Here is a 15,373-nt window from a genome sequence, read left to right as displayed (position 1 = left end):
ATCCGTGTGCGGAAGACCCCGAGCCGTCGCCGAGGGCGTCAGATCCCCTGGGCCAGGCGGTGGTACGCGGCGTTCCAGCGCACCTGGTCGGCGAAGCCGCGGCGCGTCGTGGACTCGTCGATCACGAGGAGCTCGCAGCGGGCGATGTCCGCGAACACCTCGAACGCCTCGACGCCCGCGGCGGTCGACAGCACCGTGTGGTGCGCGCCGCCGGCCGTGAGCCAGGCCTCGGCCGAGACGTCGAACGACGGGCGCGGGCGCCACACGGCCCGCGCCACGGGCAGGTGCGGCAGCGGCGCGGGAGGCGCCACGACGTCGACCACGTTCGCGGTGAGGCGGAAGCGGTCGCGCATGTCGGCCAGCGACACGACGACCGCGCCCTCGGTCGCATCGGCGTCGAACACCATGCGGACCGGGTCCTCCTTGCCGCCGATGCCGAGCGGGTGGATCTCGACCTTCGGCTTCGCCGTGGTGAGGGACGGGCAGATCTCGAGCATGTGCGCGCCCAGGATGAGCTCCGCGCCGGGCGTGAGATCGTACGTGTAGTCCTCCATGAGCGACGCGCCGCCGGGCAGGCCCTCGCCCATGACCTTCGCGGCCCGCACGAGCACGGCGGTCTTCCAGTCGCCCTCGGCGCCGAAGCCGTAGCCCTTCGACATCAGCCGCTGCACCGCGATGCCGGGCAGCTGGCGCAGCGCCCCGAGGTCCTCGAAGTTGGTGGTGAACGCCTTGGCGCCGATCCCGCCGAGGAACTCCTCGAGCGCGAGCTCCTGGCTCGCGGCGTACCGCAGCGACTCGTGGCGCTCGCCGCCGCGGCGCAGCTCGGGGACCACGTCGTAGAGGTCCTCGTACTCGGCCACCAGCCGGTCGACGTCCGCATCGGCCACGCGCTCGACCGCCGCGACCAGGTCGTTCACGCCCCATGTGTTCACCGAGACGCCGAAGCGGAGCTCCGCCTCGGTCTTGTCTCCCTCGGTCACGGCGACGTTGCGCATGTTGTCGCCGAAGCGGGCGAGGCGCAGCTCGTGGGTCGCGGCCCATCCGGCGGCGCCGCGCACCCAGGTGCCCACGCGACGGGTGACGGCGGGGTTCGACACGTGACCCACGACGGTCGTACGGGCGACGCCCAGGCGGGTGGCGAGGTACGCGTACTCGCGGTCGCCGTGCGCGGCCTGGTTGAGGTTCATGAAGTCGAAGTCGATGCTGTCCCACGGCAGCTCGACGTTCGCCTGCGTGTGGAGGTGCAGCAGCGGCTTGCGGAGCGCATCCAGGCCGGCGATCCACATCTTGGCGGGGCTGAACGTGTGCATCCACGTGATCACGCCCAGCACGCGGTCGTCGGCGTTCGCGTCGAGCATCGCGCGGCGGATGGAGGCGGCGTCCTTCAGGACCGGCTTCCACACGATCGTGGCGGGCACGTCGGCCGACGCGTCCAGCGCCCGCGCCACCTCCTGCGACTGCTCCGCCACCTGACGCAGCGTCTCCTCGCCGTAGAGGTCCTGGCTGCCGGTGAGGAACCAGACCTCGCGGTCGGCATAGGGCTTGCTCATGGATGTCCTTCCTGAGTTGCTCGGCGGCCGCGTCAGCGCTGGCCGTAGACGTTCTGGTAGCGGTCGTAGAGGCTGTCGATCGCCTGCTGCGGGATGGCCAGCGGCTCGCCCAGCTGGCGCGAGATGTGCACGGTGCGGGCGACCTCCTCGAGGAGGACCGCGGCCTTGACGGCCGACTTCGCGTCGCGGCCGATCGTGAACGGGCCGTGGTTCTGCATCAGCACGGCCGGGCTGCGGTGGTCGCGCAGCGTCTCGACGATGCCGCGTCCGATCGAGTCGTCGCCGATGATCGCGAACGGACCGACCGGGATCGGCCCGCCGAACTCGTCGGCCATCATGGTCAGCACGCAGGGGATCTCCTCGCCCCGCGCGGCCCATGCGGCGGCATAGGTCGAGTGCGTGTGGACCACTCCCCCGACGTGCGGCATGTGCCGGTAGACGTACGCGTGGGCGGCGGTGTCGGACGACGGGTTCCGCGTGCCCTCCACGAGTTCGCCGTCGAGGTCGCAGACCACGATCGCATCGGCGTCGAGCTCGTCGTACGAGACCCCCGAGGGTTTGATCACGAGCAGATCGGGATGCCCGTCCACGCCGGGGACGCGCTCCGAGACGTTGCCGGCGGTCCAGACCACGAGCTCCCAGCGGGGCAGCTCGGCGTGGAGGGCGGCGACACGGGCCTTGGCGTCGTCGACGGCCGCGCGCATGGCGGCGGGGACTGATGCGGTCATCGGAGGCTCCAGGTGGGATCGGAACGGGAACGGTCAGCGGATGGCGGCGACGGCGGCGCGCTCGGCGGCCAGTCCGGCGGCCCAGCGATCGAGGTACGCGCGGTGGTCGGCGATCTCTTCGGCCGTGGGCTCCGCCACGGATGTCGCCGCCCCCGCGAACACGGCGTCGGCGAGCCACGCGGCCAGGGTGCGGCCCGCGGCCGCGCCGTCGGCGACGGCACGGGCGTAGGCGGCCAGGACCGCCATGCCCCACGCGCCGCCCTCTCCCGCGGTCTCTCCGACGACCACGGGCGCCTCGACCGCGGCCGCCAGCAGCCGCTGCGCGACCCCGGCGGTGCGGAAGACCCCGCCGTGGGCGCACATCGCGTCGATCGCCACGCCCTCGTCGGCGAGGGTGCGCATGCCGAGGCTCAGGGTGGCGAACACGCCCCGCAGCTGGGCGCGGAAGAACCCGCCGAGCGTCAGGCGCGAGCCCGGCGTGCGGACGAAGAGCGGGCGCCCCTCGAGCAGCTCGGCGATCGGCTCGCCGGCCAGGTGGTTGTAGGCCAGGAGCCCGTCGTCGGCGCCCGCCTCGAGCGCTCCCCGCAGCAGCGCGGCGAACACGTCGTCGCCCGTCGCCGGGGATCCGATCGCGGCCGCGAACTCGCCGAACACGCCGGCCCAGGCGCCGAGCTCGCTGGCGCCGTTGTTGCAGTGCACCATCGCCACGGGGTCGCCGGCGGGCGTCGTGACGACGTCGATCTCGGGGTACGGGCGCGACAGGGCTCGCTCGAGCACGACCATGGCGAAGATGCTCGTGCCCGCGCTCACGTTGCCGGTGCGCGGCGTGACGGCGTTCGTCGCCACCATGCCCGTGCCGGCGTCGCCCTCGGGCGGGCACAGCGGCGCGCCCGCGCGCAGCGAGCCGGTCGGGTCGAGCAGCGCGGCGCCCTGGTCGGTCAGCGCGCCGGCCGGCGCGCCCGCCGGCAGCACCGTCGGCAGCAGCTCCCGCAGCCGCAGGTGCGGGGCGCCCGCCGCGGCGAGGCGCTCGTCCGCGATCCGGATGAGGGCCTCGTCGTAGTCGCCGGTCGCGGGGTCGATCGGGAACATGCCCGAGGCGTCGCCGACGCCGAGCACGCGCTCGCCGGTGAGCAGCTCGTGCACGTGGCCGGCCAGCGTGTTCAGGTGCGCGATGCGCGCGACGTGCTCCTCGTCGTCCAGGACCGCCTGGTGCAGGTGCGCGACCGACCAGCGCAGCGGGATGTTGCAGGCCAGCGCCTCGGACAGCTCCGCGGCGGCGCGCTCGGTGTTGACGTTGCGCCACGTGCGGAACGGCACGAGCAGCTCCCCCGCGGCATCGAACGCCAGGTAGCCGTGCATCATGGCCGACACCCCGATCGCGCCGATCGTCTCGGGGCGGGCGCCGTGGCGGCGCTCGGCGTCGGACGCCAGCTCCGCATACGCGGCGCGGAGCCCGTCGCGCACGGCGTCGAGCGAGTAGGTCCACAGCCCGTCGACGAGCTCGTTCTCCCACTCGTGCCCGCCGACGGCGAGCACGCCGCCGTCCGTCCCGATGAGGCAGGCCTTGATCCGGGTCGATCCCAGCTCGATCCCCAGCGCGGTGCGGCCGTCGAGGATCGCCGCTCGGGCCTCGGCCGCGGGGGCCGCCGTCTCGGGATGCGACATCGCACTGCTCCGTTCCGCCGGGCGTCCTCGCCCGGGTCATCCGTCCAGGTCGGGCCGGTTCGGCCCGGACGTCAGCATATGTTAGCGCTCACATATGCGCAACACGCGTCAGGCCCGCGCCGCGGGTGAAGGAGCCGCGGGCTCAGGCGGGCGGAGCCGTGCTGTCGCGCACGACGAGCACGGGCGGGATGACCGCCACCATGCCGCCGGTCGACGCGGCCGCGCCGGCGGACCAGTGGTCGAGGAGGGCCCGGAGCGCGGCCTCCCCCAGCTCGGCGAAGGGCTGCCGCACGGTCGTGAGCGCCGGGACGAGGAACCCGCTGCCGTCGATGTCGTCGAAGCCTACGACCGCGACGTCCTGGGGAACGCGCACTCCGCTCTCCCAGAACGCCTTCAGCAGCCCCAGCGAGAGGTAGTCGTTGGCGGCGACGATCGCCGTCGGCCCGTCGGCGCCGCCGATCTCGGCGGCGAGCGCGCGGCCGATCTCGTATCCGCGGTCGGCCGACCATCCCTCGGCCGCCACCGTGCGCGCGGGATGCCCCGCCTCGGCCATCGCCTCGGTGTAGCCGGTGACGCGGCGCGCCGCGTCGTACCAGCCGTCCGGGCCCGCGACGTGCACGATCCTGCTGTGCCCCAGCTCGATCAGGTGGCGGGTCGCCAGCGAGGAGCCCCGGTGCTGGTCGACGCACACGTAGCGGACGCTGGTCTCGGCCGGGATGTCGGGGCGCGCCGCGACGACGACGACGGGAACGGCCGGGGCCAGGTCGTCGATCAGGCGGGCGACGTCCTCCAGCGGGGCGACCACGACCACGCCGTCGACGCCCTGGTTCATGAGCTGGTCGAGCACCTCGCGCGCCGAGGCGGAGTCGTCTCCGGCGAGCGCCGCCACCGACACGAAGTAGCCCTCCGACCGCGCGGCGGCCTCGATGGCGAGCACGGTGCTGGCCGGGCCGAAGTGCGTGGTGGCCGCGGTCAGGATGCCCACCGTCGCGGTGCGCGCGGTCACGAGGGCGCGCGCCGCCTGGTTCGGCCGGTACCCGAGGTCCTCGATCGCCGCGAGCACTCGGTCGCGCGTCTCGGGGCGGACGTAGGCGTGCCCGTTCAGCACCCGGGAGACCGTCTGGTGCGAGACGCCGGCGCGCGCGGCGACGTCCGCCATGGACGGCGGCCGGGATGCGGGCATGCGTCCCTCCTCACGTATGCGCGACGGTGTGTGGGCACCCAGCGTAGCGGCGGCGCGGGCCGAGCCCGGGACGGGGCTCACTGCGGGTACGGCGTCTCGCCCCTCTCGAGCATGGCGACCAGCTTGGCGATCCGGTCGGCGCGGCTGGTGGCGCTGGGCGCCGTCAGCACCCGGTGCAGGACGGCGTAGCGGTTCTGCCCGTTGAGCCGCGCGAAGGACTCCGCCGCGCCGGCGGACGCCGTCAGCGCCGCCGCGAGATCCTCGGGGACCTGCACCGTCGCGGGTCCCGCGTACGCCCGCTCCCACCGTCCGTCGGCCTTCGCCCGGTCGATCTCCGCCTGCCCGCGCGGGCGCATCCGGCCCTGCGCGATCAGCTCCGACACGATGCCCACGTTGCGCTGCGACCAGATCGACGCGCGGCGCCGGGGCGTGAAGTGCTGCCGGAAGACCGCGCGGTCGACGCTCTGGCGGCGCCCGTCGATCCAGCCGCTGCACAGCGCCTCCTCGAGCGCCTGGGCGTAGGTCAGCGAGGTGGGCGACGTGGTGCCCTTCTTCGCGAGGATCAGCCAGACGCCGTCGGTCGTGTCCTCGTGCCGGTCGAGCCAGGCACGCCAGGCCGCGGCATCCGCCACGACGAGCTCCGCGCCGCTTTGGCGCTCCTCGGCTGTCATGGCGCCATGGTAGGCGGGGGGCGCCGACATCCCCGCTCCCGGAGCGCGGGTGCCGGTGTACCGCACGCTTCGCCGGCCGTCAATCCCGGGTCGCCGAGGCGTCGCGGGCGTCTACCGTCGAAGCAGGGTGCGGACGGGGGAACGGGATGAGGCGCGTGTCGCTCGATTCCAGCGTGATCGCCGCTGCGGGGTACGACCCGGGGACGGCGGTGCTCGAGATCGAGTTCACGACCGGCGACGTCTACCGGTACTTCGCCGTGCCGCCGTCCGTGTACCGCGGCCTGCGCAACGCCGCGAGCGCGGGCCGGTTCTTCAGCGAGCGCATCCGAGACGTGTACCCGTCCCAGCACATCGGCTGGTGAGGCTCAGCCGACCCGCTCCTCGACGAGCGGGTCCGGCTCGGGCGGCGCGACCGGCACCCGCCGGATGCGCAGCGACACCAGCGCCGCCACGATGCAAAGCCCTGCCGCGGCGAACCAGGCGATCGTGTACTGGCCCGTGGCGTCGCGGACGATGCCGGCGAGGATCGTCGCGATGCCGGCGCCGAGCTGGTGGCTCGCGAACACCCAGCCGAACACGAGCGGCCCGCGGTCGCCGAACACCTCGCGGCACAGGGCGATGGTCGGCGGCACGGTGGCGACCCAGTCCAGTCCGTAGAACACGATGAAGAACCACATGGGTGGGTGGACCTCGCTCGAGAGCAGCAACGGCAGGAACAGCAGGCTGATGCCGCGACCGGCGTAGTACACCCCCAGCAGGATGCGCGGGTTCACCCGGTCCGTGAGCCAGCCGGAGAACACCGTGCCGACGATGTCGAAGATGCCGACGGTCGCGAGCAGTCCCGCCGCGACCGGCTGGGTCATGCCGTGGTCGTGCGCGGCGGGGATGAAGTGCGCGCCGATCAGGCCGTTGGTCGAGGCGCCGCACACCGCGAAGCCGATCACGAGCGCCCAGAAGGTCCGCTGCCGCGCGGCGTCGCGCAGCGCGCGCAGCGCGAGCACGGCCGGGTTGACGAGGGACCGGTACGGCGGCGCGGGGGGATCCGCGGGATCCGCGCCGTACGGCAGCAGCCCGATGCGGTGCGGCGAGTCATGCAGGAACCACGCGACGAGCGGCACGACGATCAGCGCGCCGCCCGCGACCACCAGGCTCGCCTCGCGCCACCCCACCTCCGTCGCCAGCCACGCGGTGGGCGGCAGGAACACCAGCTGGCCCGTCGCGCTTCCCGCGCTCAGCACGCCGGAGACCACGCCGCGATGCCGGATGAACCAGCGCTGCGTCACGGTGGCGGCGAAGACCATCGCCATGGATCCCGTGCCGATCCCGATCAGCCCGCCCCACGTCAGCCACAGCACGAACGGCGCCGTCGCGAGCGTGCCGAGCACGGCGCCGGAGGCCACGAGCGCGAGCGCCGCGATCGTGACGCGCTTCAGCCCGAACCGGTCCATGAGCGCCGCGGCGAAGGGCGCCGTCAGACCGAACAGCACGATGTTGATGCCGATCGCGATCGACAGGTCGGTGCGGCTGAAACCGAGCTCGGCCTCGATCGGCACCATGAACACGCTCGGCGCCGCACGGAAGCCGGCGGCGCCCACCAGGGCCAGGAACGCCACGATCGCGACGATCCAGGCGGGATGCAGGCGCGGCCGGGTCGGCGCGGGAGACGGCGGGGTCATCCCCTCATTCTCACCGCCCGCGGACGCGCCGGGACGTGGCCGATCGGACACCCGTGGCATGGATCCTGCCGACCTGCGCCAGAAGACCCCGCTCTCCGACGACTGTCGGGTTGCGGGGTCCTCGGCGATGTCGCGTGCGCTGCACGCGATCCCCTCAGGCGCGGCGCAGCTGCGCGGCCGCCGGGCAGTCGAACGGGTCGCGCGCGGCGATGCCGACGCGGTTGAGGTACTCGATCACGATGCCGTACGAGCGCCAGAGCGTGGTCTCGGTGTAGGGCACGTCGAACGAGGCGCAGTAGTCGCGGACGATCTCGCGCGCCTTGGCCAGGTGCGGCCGGGGCATGTTCGGGAACAGGTGGTGCTCCACCTGGTAGTTCAGGCCGCCCATGAGGGTGGTCGCCCACCAGCCGCCCGAGATGTTGCGCGAAGTGCGCACCTGCTTCGAGAAGAAGTCGAGCTTGGCGTCGTGGGCGATGATCGGCATGCCCTTGTGGTTGGGCGCGAACGAGGCGCCCATGTAGACGCCGAACACGGCCAGCTGCACGCCGACGAACGCGAACGCCATGCCGAGAGGCAGCAGCAGGAACACGGGCACCAGCACGACGGCGAGGCGCAGCGCGATCAGGCTCAGCTCGAGCCAGCGGCCCTTGACGGGCTCACGCGAGAACAGGTGCTTGAGGCCGAGGAAGTGCAGGTTGAGCCCCTCGAGCGTGAGCAGGGGGAAGAACAGCCAGCCCTGGCGGCGCGTGATCCAGCGTCGCAGCCCGCGGGCGTCGGCCGCGTCGGCGTCGAGGAACGAGATCGTGTCGACCTCGATGTCGGGGTCCTTGCCCACCCGGTTGGGGTTCGCGTGGTGGCGGGTGTGCTTGGCGTCCCACCAGGAGAGGCTGATGCCGACGACGCCTGCCGCGAGGATGCGCGCCAGCCGGTCGTTCGCCGGACCGGTGGTGAGGATCTGCTTGTGGGCGGCCTCGTGGGCGAGGAAGGCGACCTGCGTGAACAGGATGCCCAGCGCCGCCGCCATGAGCAGCTGGAACCAGCTGTCGCCGAGCAGGATGAACCCGGTGACCACGCCGCCGAATGCCAGGGCGAGCGCGACGCCGACGAGGGCGTAGAACCAGACCGCGCGGCGCAGCAGGCCGGTCTCTCGCACGACCTGCGACACCTGCGTGTAGGCGCGGGCGATGGGCGGATATGTGTCGGTCCCGGCATACGTCTGACGCACGGGCCCGAGACGGCTGGCGACGGCGTCCGCGCGGACGAGGGTGTCGGTGGAGGAGATGGCGTGCCCCTGTCGATCGGTCGGCCGCCGGACGGCCTTCGAAGCCAAAGGCGGATGCCGATCGCTGAGGCTTACGTTACAGGCCGAGGCATGCGGCGTCGCGTATACCAGGCGGTTGCCCGGGCGACACCCAGCGCACCGATAGGGGCCGTCCCACCAGGCGGGCTCAGCCGCGCACTCGGGCGCGCGGCCGGCGCGTGCGGCGGGGCGGGGTGGCGCGCTTCCGGGTCTCGGGAGCAGGCGCGGCGGCCTCCTGCAGCTCGGCTCGCAGCGCCGCGCGCGCCTCGTGCTGAGTGCGGAAGGCGCCCATGGGCTGACCCTGCGGGCCGTGCAGCGCGAAGCGGTCGTCGCCGGTGACGGCGATGAAGCCGGCGAACTCGTCGTGGAGGGTCGCGACGTAGACGTCGTGGTCGGCCTGCTTCCAGCGGAGAGCCGCGGGACCGACGTGGTCGAGGTGGACAGGGGGAAGTGCGGAGTGCATGGGTGATCGTTTCGTGGAGGCGACGGCGCCGTCGTCGGCGCATCGCGGAAGGTGCGGGCGCACGCGCGATTCGGCGTGTGCGAAGGGGGTGGACCGGGTGAGCGGTCGGATGGCGCGATATCCGCAGACCGGGGCGCCCGGTGAGAACGGGCGTCGGAATCGCCGGTCAGGCGGTCGCGCTCCCCCAGTCTAGCCGGGCCGCCTGGGCATCGGCTCCGCGCGATGCGAGGCGGCCCGGGCGGCGCACGCGCCCGGGCCGCCTCGCGTGCCTTGTCAGTCCTCGGCCAGGATCGCGTCGATCTGCCCGAGCGACCCCTTCATGCCCTCCTCCATGCCCATGTCCACCATGGCCTGGAGCTGCTCCGCCGACTCGAACTGCGAGGCGATCGACATGCGCGTGCCGCCGCCGTCGGTCGGCTCGAGGGTCACGGTGAACACGGTGGAGCCCAGGTCGCCGGTGGGATCGCCGTTCTCGTCGGCGAAGCCGTCCTCGACCCGCAGGGTCGTCGGCTCCGCGATCTCGAGCCGGCTCCACCACCCGTGGGCCTTCTCGCCCTCCGGGCCGCTCATGTAGTACGTCGAGCGCCCCGGCACAGCGAAGTCATGGCGCGTGAAGGTCGCCGGCCACCCCGGAGGGCCCCACCAGCGCTCGAGCTGCCGCGGGTCCTCCCACAACTTCCAGACCCGCTCGGCGGGGCGGTCGAACTCGGCGACCATGGTCATGGTGAGGGCGTCGGGGTCCTTCACCGCTTCGATGAACGTCATCGCTCTTCTCCTTCGTCGAGGATGCTCTGCATCCGGTCGATGCGCTGCCGCCAGAGGTCCTCGAACCGGTCGAGGAGACGGCGGGCGTCCCGTATCGCCGATGGCTCGGCGTGCACGATCTGCTCCCTCCCGCGGCGCTGCTTGGTCACGAGCGACGCGCGCTCGAGCACGGCGACGTGCTTCTGCACCGCGGCGAAGCTCATGTCGTACAGCTCCGCGAGCGCCGAGACCGACCGCTCGCGCTCGATGACGCGCGTCACGATGTCGCGTCGCGTCGCATCGGCGAGCGCGTGGAAGATCGCGTCGACCTCCGCGTCGCTGAGCTGGGCTCCCATTTGTACAACCATTTGGTTGTACGTTAGCGCGGGCATCCGACGGTGTGAACGCCTTCCGCGACGCGCCTGCTGAGCACGCCGGGCCTGCGTGCCAGGCTGTCCGCATGAGGCTCGACGACGTGCATCCCGACCTGCGCGACATGGCGCGACGGGCGCCGCGCGTCGACGTCGGCAACGCCGCGATGCGCGTGCTGGCGCGGTTCGGGGCGCGGCACCTCGTGCCGGCGGCGCGCGCGCCCGGCGTCACCACGCGCGACCTGCGCGCCGGTTCCCTGCGGCTGCGCGTCCACTCCCCCGGCACGCACACCGGCGGCGCCCTGCTGTGGATCCACGGCGGCGGCATGGTGATCGGCGCACCGCGGCAGGACGCCCGGCTGTGCGCGCGGATGGCGGCGCAGCTCGGGATCACGGTCGTGGCGCCGCAGTACCGGCTGGCGCCGGAGCATCCGTTCCCCGCGCCGCAGGAGGACTGCCTGGCCGCATGGACCTGGCTGCAGGCGCACGCCGCGGAGCTCGGCGTCGACCCCGCGCGCGTCGCGGTCGGCGGGGCCAGCGCCGGCGGCGGCCTGGCGGCCTCGGTGGTCAACGCGGTGCACGACGCCGCCCGCGGTCGCTCCCGAGGGACCGAGCCGGTCGCGCAGCTCCTGATCTACCCGATGCTGGATGACCGCACGGCGACCCGCACCGACCTCGACGCACTCGACCACCCGGTGTGGAACAACGCCGCGAACCGGGTCGGCTGGACCGCGCTGCTGCTCGGGACCGCGCGCCCCGGCGAGGACACCGTGCCGGCGGCGGCCGCTCCCGCGCGGCGCGAGGATCTCCGCGGACTGCCTCCCACGTGGATCGGCGTCGGCGACATCGACCTCTTCCACGACGAGGACGTCGCCTACGCGCGGCGGCTGAAGGCGGCCGGTGTGCCCGTCGTGCTCGACGTCGTGCCCGGGGCGCCGCACGGCTTCGACACCCTCGGGGTGGACGCCGAGGTCGCCGCCCGGTTCACCGAACGCGCGGTCGCGTGGCTGCGCGACGCCGTGGCGCCGCGCTGACCGGTCTGCGTCACTCGGCGTCGATCAGCTCCAGCAGCTCCTTCGCCGCGGCCGCGATCTCGTCGTGGTCGTACTGCGCGGCCCGGGACTCGAGCGAGATCACGGCGCAGCGGTGCACCTTCTCGTAATCCCCGAACGGGAACGAGTAGTGCGCCTTGGTCTCCTCGTTCTCATCCGTGTCGATGCCGAGGTGCCACCGGGCGTACTCGCCCCAGCCGTGCTCCTCGCGCCACGCCGTCTCCTTCTTCGCGGGCAGCGCGTGCTCGCTCCAGTCGTCGCGCTCGTCGTGCACCACGCGCCCGTCTCGCACGAGCTTCTTCGCGTGACGCAGCGCGCTCTCGTTCAGCTTGACGGTCACGCCGCACCTCCCTCGTCCTGTACGTCTGTCCTCGTGCGTTCCGGTCTACCGGCGAGGGACGCTCGAGGCACCCGCCTTGACGAGCGCCGGATGGCGGCGCATCCTGCGCGTCCGCGCCACCGGGATCGGCCCGTGGACGAGCAGGATGATCAGAATCCGCGCGGGGCCTTGATGCCCCTGCGCGATGGGCGTGGAATCTCCATAGCGGCCACAAGCCGCACCCGAGAGAACGGAACCATCGTGTCTGAGATCACCACCCCCTTCGAGCACGAGCACCTGAGCGTGGTCACCGGCCGCCGATCCGGCCTGGTCATCGCGGTCGCGGTGCACAGCACCGTGCTCGGCCCCGCCCTGGGCGGCTGCCGAGTCTGGAACTACCCGTCGTGGCAGGACGCGGTCGACGACGCCCTGCGTCTGTCGCAGGGCATGACCTTCAAGAACGCGCTCGCCGGGCTGGACGCCGGCGGCGGCAAGGCCGTCATCCATCTGCCGATCGGCGAGCGCCTCGAGGACGAGCGCCGGCGCGCCGCCTTCCTCGACCTGGGCGACCTGGTCGAGCAGTTGGGCGGCCGCTACCGGACGGCCGAGGACGTGGGCGTCACGTCGGCCGACATGGCCGTCGTCGCCGAGCAGACCGCCCACGTCGTGGGCCTGCCGCCCGAGACCGGTGGCCACGGCGACCCCGCGCGGCACACCGCGCACGGCGTGTACGCGGCGATCCGCGAGACGCTGCGGCGCATGGACGGCAGCGGCGCCGTCGCCGGACGCCGGATGACGATCGCCGGGCTGGGCCATGTCGGCTCGAGCCTCGCCGAGCAGCTCGCCGCCGAGGGCGCGGTCCTCACCGTGTGCGACGTCAACCCCGAGCGCCGCGACCTCGCCGAGCGCCTGGGCGCCGCGTGGGTCGAGCCGGCCGAGGCCCACCGCGTCGACGCCGACGTGTTCATCCCCGCCGGCGTCGGCGGCATGCTGTCCCCGACCGTCATCGAGGAACTGGCCGCCCGGGCCGTGGTCGGACCCGCGAACAACCAGCTGCTGCGCCCGGACGGCGCCGAGCAGCTCGCCGCGCGCGGGATCGTCTACGCCCCCGACTTCCTGGTGAACGCGGGCGGCGTGATCTTCCTCGACGCCCCGGTCGATCTGCCGCGGGCCCAGCTCGACGCGCGCCTCGACGGGATCGCCGACACGCTGCGGTCGGTGTTCGACGTCGCCGAGCGCGAGGGCGTCACGACGGTCGAGGCCGCCAGCCGCATCGTCGCCGAGCGGCTCGCACGCGCCCGGACCGACGTGCACGTCTGACGGCGCGACGCCCCCGGGCACGACGAAGGCCCGCCGGATCGGCGGGCCTTCGCGTCTGGGCCGGAGTGCCGGGTCAGCGCCCGAAGCCGACCTTGTCGACCTTGCGGTGGAACCGCATGCCCGCGACGCCGCCGAGAACGGCGCCTCCCAGGCTCACCAGCAGCGCGCCCACGGCGGTGATGACGCCGAGCGTGGTCAGCTCGCCCTCGTTGAAGGGCAGACGCGGGAAGGTGTTGACCTCGGCGAGGATGTTCCACTGCGCGCCCGCGATCGCCGTGATGATCGCGACCACGACGGCGATGATGATCGCCCAGAGCCAGACGGCGACGCCCTGCTTGGCTCCGCTGAAGCGCGACATCCGGCCGGCCACGTAGCCGCCGCAGTAGTACGCGATGAACAGGATGACCAGCACGATGATCGCGCCGACGATCCCGATCGTGCCGGCGTTCTCCTCCGCGGCCTGCTCGGGGTCGACCTGTGCGCCGAGGCCCAGCGCGGCCCCGGTCCCGGCGACGAGCGCCGTGAGCAGGACCGTCATGCCCATGGCGCACAGCCAGCCGAAGAAGGCCGAGCCGAACTTCATGCCGCCGAACTCCTCCTTCTCGCGTGCCACGACCTCCTCGCGCACCTCGCGGCCCGGCATCCCGGCCACGCCGGTCGCGGGAGCCGCGTCATGGTGGACGACGCCGTCGTCCCGCCTGTCGTCGACGCGGCGGTCACGCGAGTCGTCGACGTCGTGCGCGCGGGTCCGGTCGTCGCCCGGGGCCACGTCGTACGAGCGCGTCGGCTCGTCGCTGCCGTAGCCTGCGTCGCCGTCGCCGGGAACGTGACGGCCGTGCTCGGGCGCGCGGCGCGGGTCCTCCGGGGTCGTCCGGTCCGGATCGGTGGGAGTGCTCATGACGATGCTCCTTTCGGGATTCACCCTGCGGTGATCCCAGTGAACGCACCGCTTCGCACGGCGGACAGGGCATTGCGCTCGCGCGGTCCACGCGGTATACGCCGGTGAGCGGGAAGCGTCAGAACGGGGGCGGGTCGGCGCCGAAGTCGGCGCGGGCGATCTCGGCGGATGCCTCGAACCTCACGACCGGGGTGGGTTTGTGCTTGACTATCCGGCCGGTCGGGCTGATGACCTCCATCACCCCGCCGGGTCCGTGTCGGAAGTCCCAATTCGAGTTGTGTTTCAGGACGTGGTGGGCCCGGCACAGGTTGGCGAGGTTCCCGACGGTGGTGGGGCCACCGTGGGAGTACGGGATGGTGTGGTCGTCCTCGCAGCGGACCGCCGGCTGCCGGCAGCCGGGGAAGCGGCAGTGCTCGTCCCGGGCGATCAGGAACCTTCGCTGCGCCTTCGTGGGCGTGTAGGTGTCGACGGTCTTCAAGCACCCGGTGTCGGGGTCGGTGAACAGGCGCGTCCACTTGGCGGCCTCCCCGGCCAGGCGGCGCGCGGCCTCCGCGGGGATGGGCCCGTAACCGGCGAGGAACGCCGACTCGTCGCCGACGCCGGTCAGTGACTGCCACGGCACGGTGACCTGCACGGTCGCCTTGATCTGCGTCAGGGCGTCGCCACCGTGCTGGTCGATCAGCTCCGCGGTGGGCAACCCGGCGAGGGCGATCTCGGCGAACACGTCCGCCCGGATCTGATCCAACGTCCGGTCGTCGCCCTCCGTCTTGGTGCGGTGGATCGTGCGCGCCATCTGCGTCACCCGGTCGTGCATCGCGTACACAGTGACCGCGGGACCGACGTAGGTCAACTCCCCCATCCCGTCCGGGAGCGGAGCCACGCGGACGGAGCGGTCGGCCATGGCCTCCTCGTGCCGCTCCTCCAGTGGCAGCGGCTCGATGTCATCGGCGAGCTTCCGTGCGACGGACCCGAGCTGCCCGGCGGTGAGCTTCACCGCGCGGGGCAGGATGATCTGCTCGAACTCGGCGCGGGAGTCGTCATCCTCGAGACGGCTGCCGGCGTCCAGGGTCGCTCGGACGTGACCCTCCGAGATGCGCCCCTCCTCGAACAGGGCGAACGTGGCCGGGAACCCGTCCACGAGGTCCACCGCCCACTCCATGCGGAGCCGGATGGACCGGTCCGAGATCCGCGCCGCGACGCCCAACTCGGCCGCGATCGATCGCACCGGGTGCTCGAACTCCGAACCCGTGCCGGCGCGGCGCATCTGCGACTCGGCGATCGCGCGGGCTTCGGCGAGGATCCGCGCCTGCCGCGCCTTCGCCTGCGCGATCGCCCGCTCCTGCGCGAGGAAGTCGTCCACCAGCTCGGACGTGCGCGCCAGTTCGCCGAGGGTGGTGGTCCACCCGGTCGAGTGCGGCTCCGTCGTCATGCCC

Annotated in this window: 16 protein-coding genes; 3 read left to right on the top strand and 13 right to left on the bottom strand. The window is 73.0% G+C overall.

Annotated elements, in window-relative coordinates; all coding sequences use genetic code 11:
* Nucleotides 1-38: 38 nt before the first annotated feature.
* From araA to ASD19_RS09195, 5 genes are all read right to left on the bottom strand, one after another.
* A complete protein-coding gene (gene araA / locus ASD19_RS09215) occupies nt 39-1,550 on the bottom strand; it encodes an L-arabinose isomerase (protein WP_055991606.1) in 1,512 nt (503 codons plus the stop codon).
* A gap of 32 nt (nt 1,551-1,582) precedes the next feature.
* Nucleotides 1,583-2,278 (bottom strand): L-ribulose-5-phosphate 4-epimerase, encoded by a 696-nt coding sequence (locus ASD19_RS09210; RefSeq protein ID WP_055991603.1) that lies wholly within the window; start codon nt 2,276-2,278, stop codon nt 1,583-1,585.
* 33 nt (nt 2,279-2,311) lie between these two features.
* Nucleotides 2,312-3,943, bottom strand: a complete 1,632-nt coding sequence (locus ASD19_RS09205; protein ID WP_055991600.1) for an FGGY-family carbohydrate kinase — start codon at nt 3,941-3,943, stop codon at nt 2,312-2,314.
* Between the two features lie 142 nt (nt 3,944-4,085).
* On the bottom strand, nt 4,086-5,126 hold the full coding sequence (locus ASD19_RS09200; RefSeq protein WP_055991597.1) for a LacI family DNA-binding transcriptional regulator: 1,041 nt from the start codon (nt 5,124-5,126) through the stop codon (nt 4,086-4,088).
* Nucleotides 5,127-5,203: 77 nt separating this feature from the next.
* Nucleotides 5,204-5,797: a YdeI/OmpD-associated family protein gene (locus ASD19_RS09195; RefSeq protein ID WP_055991594.1), complete on the bottom strand. Its 594-nt coding sequence runs from the start codon at nt 5,795-5,797 to the stop codon at nt 5,204-5,206.
* Between the two features lie 146 nt (nt 5,798-5,943).
* Here ASD19_RS09195 and ASD19_RS09190 point away from each other — a divergent pair, with 146 nt between their 5' ends.
* Entirely contained in the window at nt 5,944-6,159 is a 216-nt protein-coding gene (locus ASD19_RS09190; RefSeq protein ID WP_055991590.1) for a KTSC domain-containing protein, read from the top strand.
* A gap of 3 nt (nt 6,160-6,162) precedes the next feature.
* Here ASD19_RS09190 and ASD19_RS09185 read toward each other — a convergent pair whose 3' ends face one another.
* The 5 genes from ASD19_RS09185 to ASD19_RS09165 all read right to left on the bottom strand — a co-directional run bounded on the left by ASD19_RS09185 (nt 6,163) and on the right by ASD19_RS09165 (nt 10,336).
* The gene (locus ASD19_RS09185) at nt 6,163-7,473 is read right to left on the bottom strand and encodes an MFS transporter (RefSeq protein WP_055991587.1); all 1,311 of its coding nucleotides are present in this window, start codon (nt 7,471-7,473) and stop codon (nt 6,163-6,165) included.
* A 154-nt stretch (nt 7,474-7,627) separates the two neighbouring features.
* Nucleotides 7,628-8,755 carry a fatty acid desaturase family protein gene (locus ASD19_RS09180; RefSeq protein WP_200941103.1) on the bottom strand — a complete coding sequence of 376 codons (1,128 nt, stop codon included), beginning with the start codon at nt 8,753-8,755 and terminating at the stop codon, nt 7,628-7,630.
* A gap of 166 nt (nt 8,756-8,921) precedes the next feature.
* Nucleotides 8,922-9,236, bottom strand: a complete 315-nt coding sequence (locus ASD19_RS09175; RefSeq protein ID WP_055991580.1) for a hypothetical protein — start codon at nt 9,234-9,236, stop codon at nt 8,922-8,924.
* A 273-nt stretch (nt 9,237-9,509) separates the two neighbouring features.
* On the bottom strand, nt 9,510-10,001 hold the full coding sequence (locus ASD19_RS09170) for an SRPBCC family protein (protein ID WP_055991577.1): 492 nt from the start codon (nt 9,999-10,001) through the stop codon (nt 9,510-9,512).
* Nucleotides 9,998-10,336 (bottom strand): ArsR/SmtB family transcription factor, encoded by a 339-nt coding sequence (locus ASD19_RS09165; protein ID WP_374198158.1) that lies wholly within the window; start codon nt 10,334-10,336, stop codon nt 9,998-10,000. The genes ASD19_RS09170 and ASD19_RS09165 overlap by 4 nt, the downstream gene beginning before the upstream one ends.
* 104 nt (nt 10,337-10,440) lie before the next feature.
* On the opposite strand from ASD19_RS09165, the gene ASD19_RS09160 reads away from it, so the two are divergent.
* Nucleotides 10,441-11,385 carry an alpha/beta hydrolase gene (locus ASD19_RS09160; RefSeq protein ID WP_055991571.1) on the top strand — a complete coding sequence of 315 codons (945 nt, stop codon included), beginning with the start codon at nt 10,441-10,443 and terminating at the stop codon, nt 11,383-11,385.
* 10 nt (nt 11,386-11,395) lie between these two features.
* On the opposite strand, the gene ASD19_RS09155 is transcribed toward ASD19_RS09160, so the two are convergent.
* Nucleotides 11,396-11,743 (bottom strand): hypothetical protein, encoded by a 348-nt coding sequence (locus ASD19_RS09155; protein WP_055991568.1) that lies wholly within the window; start codon nt 11,741-11,743, stop codon nt 11,396-11,398.
* Nucleotides 11,744-11,983: 240 nt separating this feature from the next.
* Here ASD19_RS09155 and ASD19_RS09150 point away from each other — a divergent pair, with 240 nt between their 5' ends.
* Entirely contained in the window at nt 11,984-13,042 is a 1,059-nt protein-coding gene (locus tag ASD19_RS09150; protein ID WP_055991565.1) for a Glu/Leu/Phe/Val family dehydrogenase, read from the top strand.
* A 73-nt stretch (nt 13,043-13,115) separates the two neighbouring features.
* On the opposite strand, the gene ASD19_RS09145 is transcribed toward ASD19_RS09150, so the two are convergent.
* A complete protein-coding gene (locus ASD19_RS09145) occupies nt 13,116-13,940 on the bottom strand; it encodes a hypothetical protein (protein WP_055991562.1) in 825 nt (274 codons plus the stop codon).
* A 118-nt stretch (nt 13,941-14,058) separates the two neighbouring features.
* Entirely contained in the window at nt 14,059-15,369 is a 1,311-nt protein-coding gene (locus ASD19_RS09140) for an HNH endonuclease signature motif containing protein (protein ID WP_055991559.1), read from the bottom strand.
* Nucleotides 15,370-15,373 lie beyond the last annotated feature (4 nt).

The sequence above is a fragment of the Microbacterium sp. Root53 genome (genome assembly GCF_001426925.1).
Lineage (GTDB): Bacteria > Actinomycetota > Actinomycetes > Actinomycetales > Microbacteriaceae > Microbacterium.
The sequence above is the reverse complement of the archived record's forward strand: the minus strand, read 5'-3'. Positions and strand labels throughout refer to the sequence as shown.

Bases quoted from the DNA above. Each gene is read 5' to 3' on its own strand.
- ASD19_RS09210 (WP_055991603.1), bottom strand. From the start codon at position 2,278: ATGACCGCATCAGTCCCCGCCGCCATGCGCGCGGCCGTCGACGACGCC.
- ASD19_RS09170 (WP_055991577.1), bottom strand. From the start codon at position 10,001: ATGACGTTCATCGAAGCGGTGAAGGACCCCGACGCCCTCACCATGACC.
- ASD19_RS09195 (WP_055991594.1), bottom strand. From the start codon at position 5,797: ATGACAGCCGAGGAGCGCCAAAGCGGCGCGGAGCTCGTCGTGGCGGAT.
- ASD19_RS09205 (WP_055991600.1), bottom strand. From the start codon at position 3,943: ATGTCGCATCCCGAGACGGCGGCCCCCGCGGCCGAGGCCCGAGCGGCG.
- ASD19_RS09140 (WP_055991559.1), bottom strand. From the start codon at position 15,369: ATGACGACGGAGCCGCACTCGACCGGGTGGACCACCACCCTCGGCGAA.
- ASD19_RS09190 (WP_055991590.1), top strand. From the start codon at position 5,944: ATGAGGCGCGTGTCGCTCGATTCCAGCGTGATCGCCGCTGCGGGGTAC.
- ASD19_RS09175 (WP_055991580.1), bottom strand. From the start codon at position 9,236: ATGCACTCCGCACTTCCCCCTGTCCACCTCGACCACGTCGGTCCCGCG.
- ASD19_RS09185 (WP_055991587.1), bottom strand. From the start codon at position 7,473: ATGACCCCGCCGTCTCCCGCGCCGACCCGGCCGCGCCTGCATCCCGCC.
- ASD19_RS09160 (WP_055991571.1), top strand. From the start codon at position 10,441: ATGAGGCTCGACGACGTGCATCCCGACCTGCGCGACATGGCGCGACGG.
- ASD19_RS09145 (WP_055991562.1), bottom strand. From the start codon at position 13,940: ATGAGCACTCCCACCGATCCGGACCGGACGACCCCGGAGGACCCGCGC.
- ASD19_RS09200 (WP_055991597.1), bottom strand. From the start codon at position 5,126: ATGCCCGCATCCCGGCCGCCGTCCATGGCGGACGTCGCCGCGCGCGCC.
- araA (WP_055991606.1), bottom strand. From the start codon at position 1,550: ATGAGCAAGCCCTATGCCGACCGCGAGGTCTGGTTCCTCACCGGCAGC.
- ASD19_RS09165 (WP_374198158.1), bottom strand. From the start codon at position 10,336: ATGGGAGCCCAGCTCAGCGACGCGGAGGTCGACGCGATCTTCCACGCG.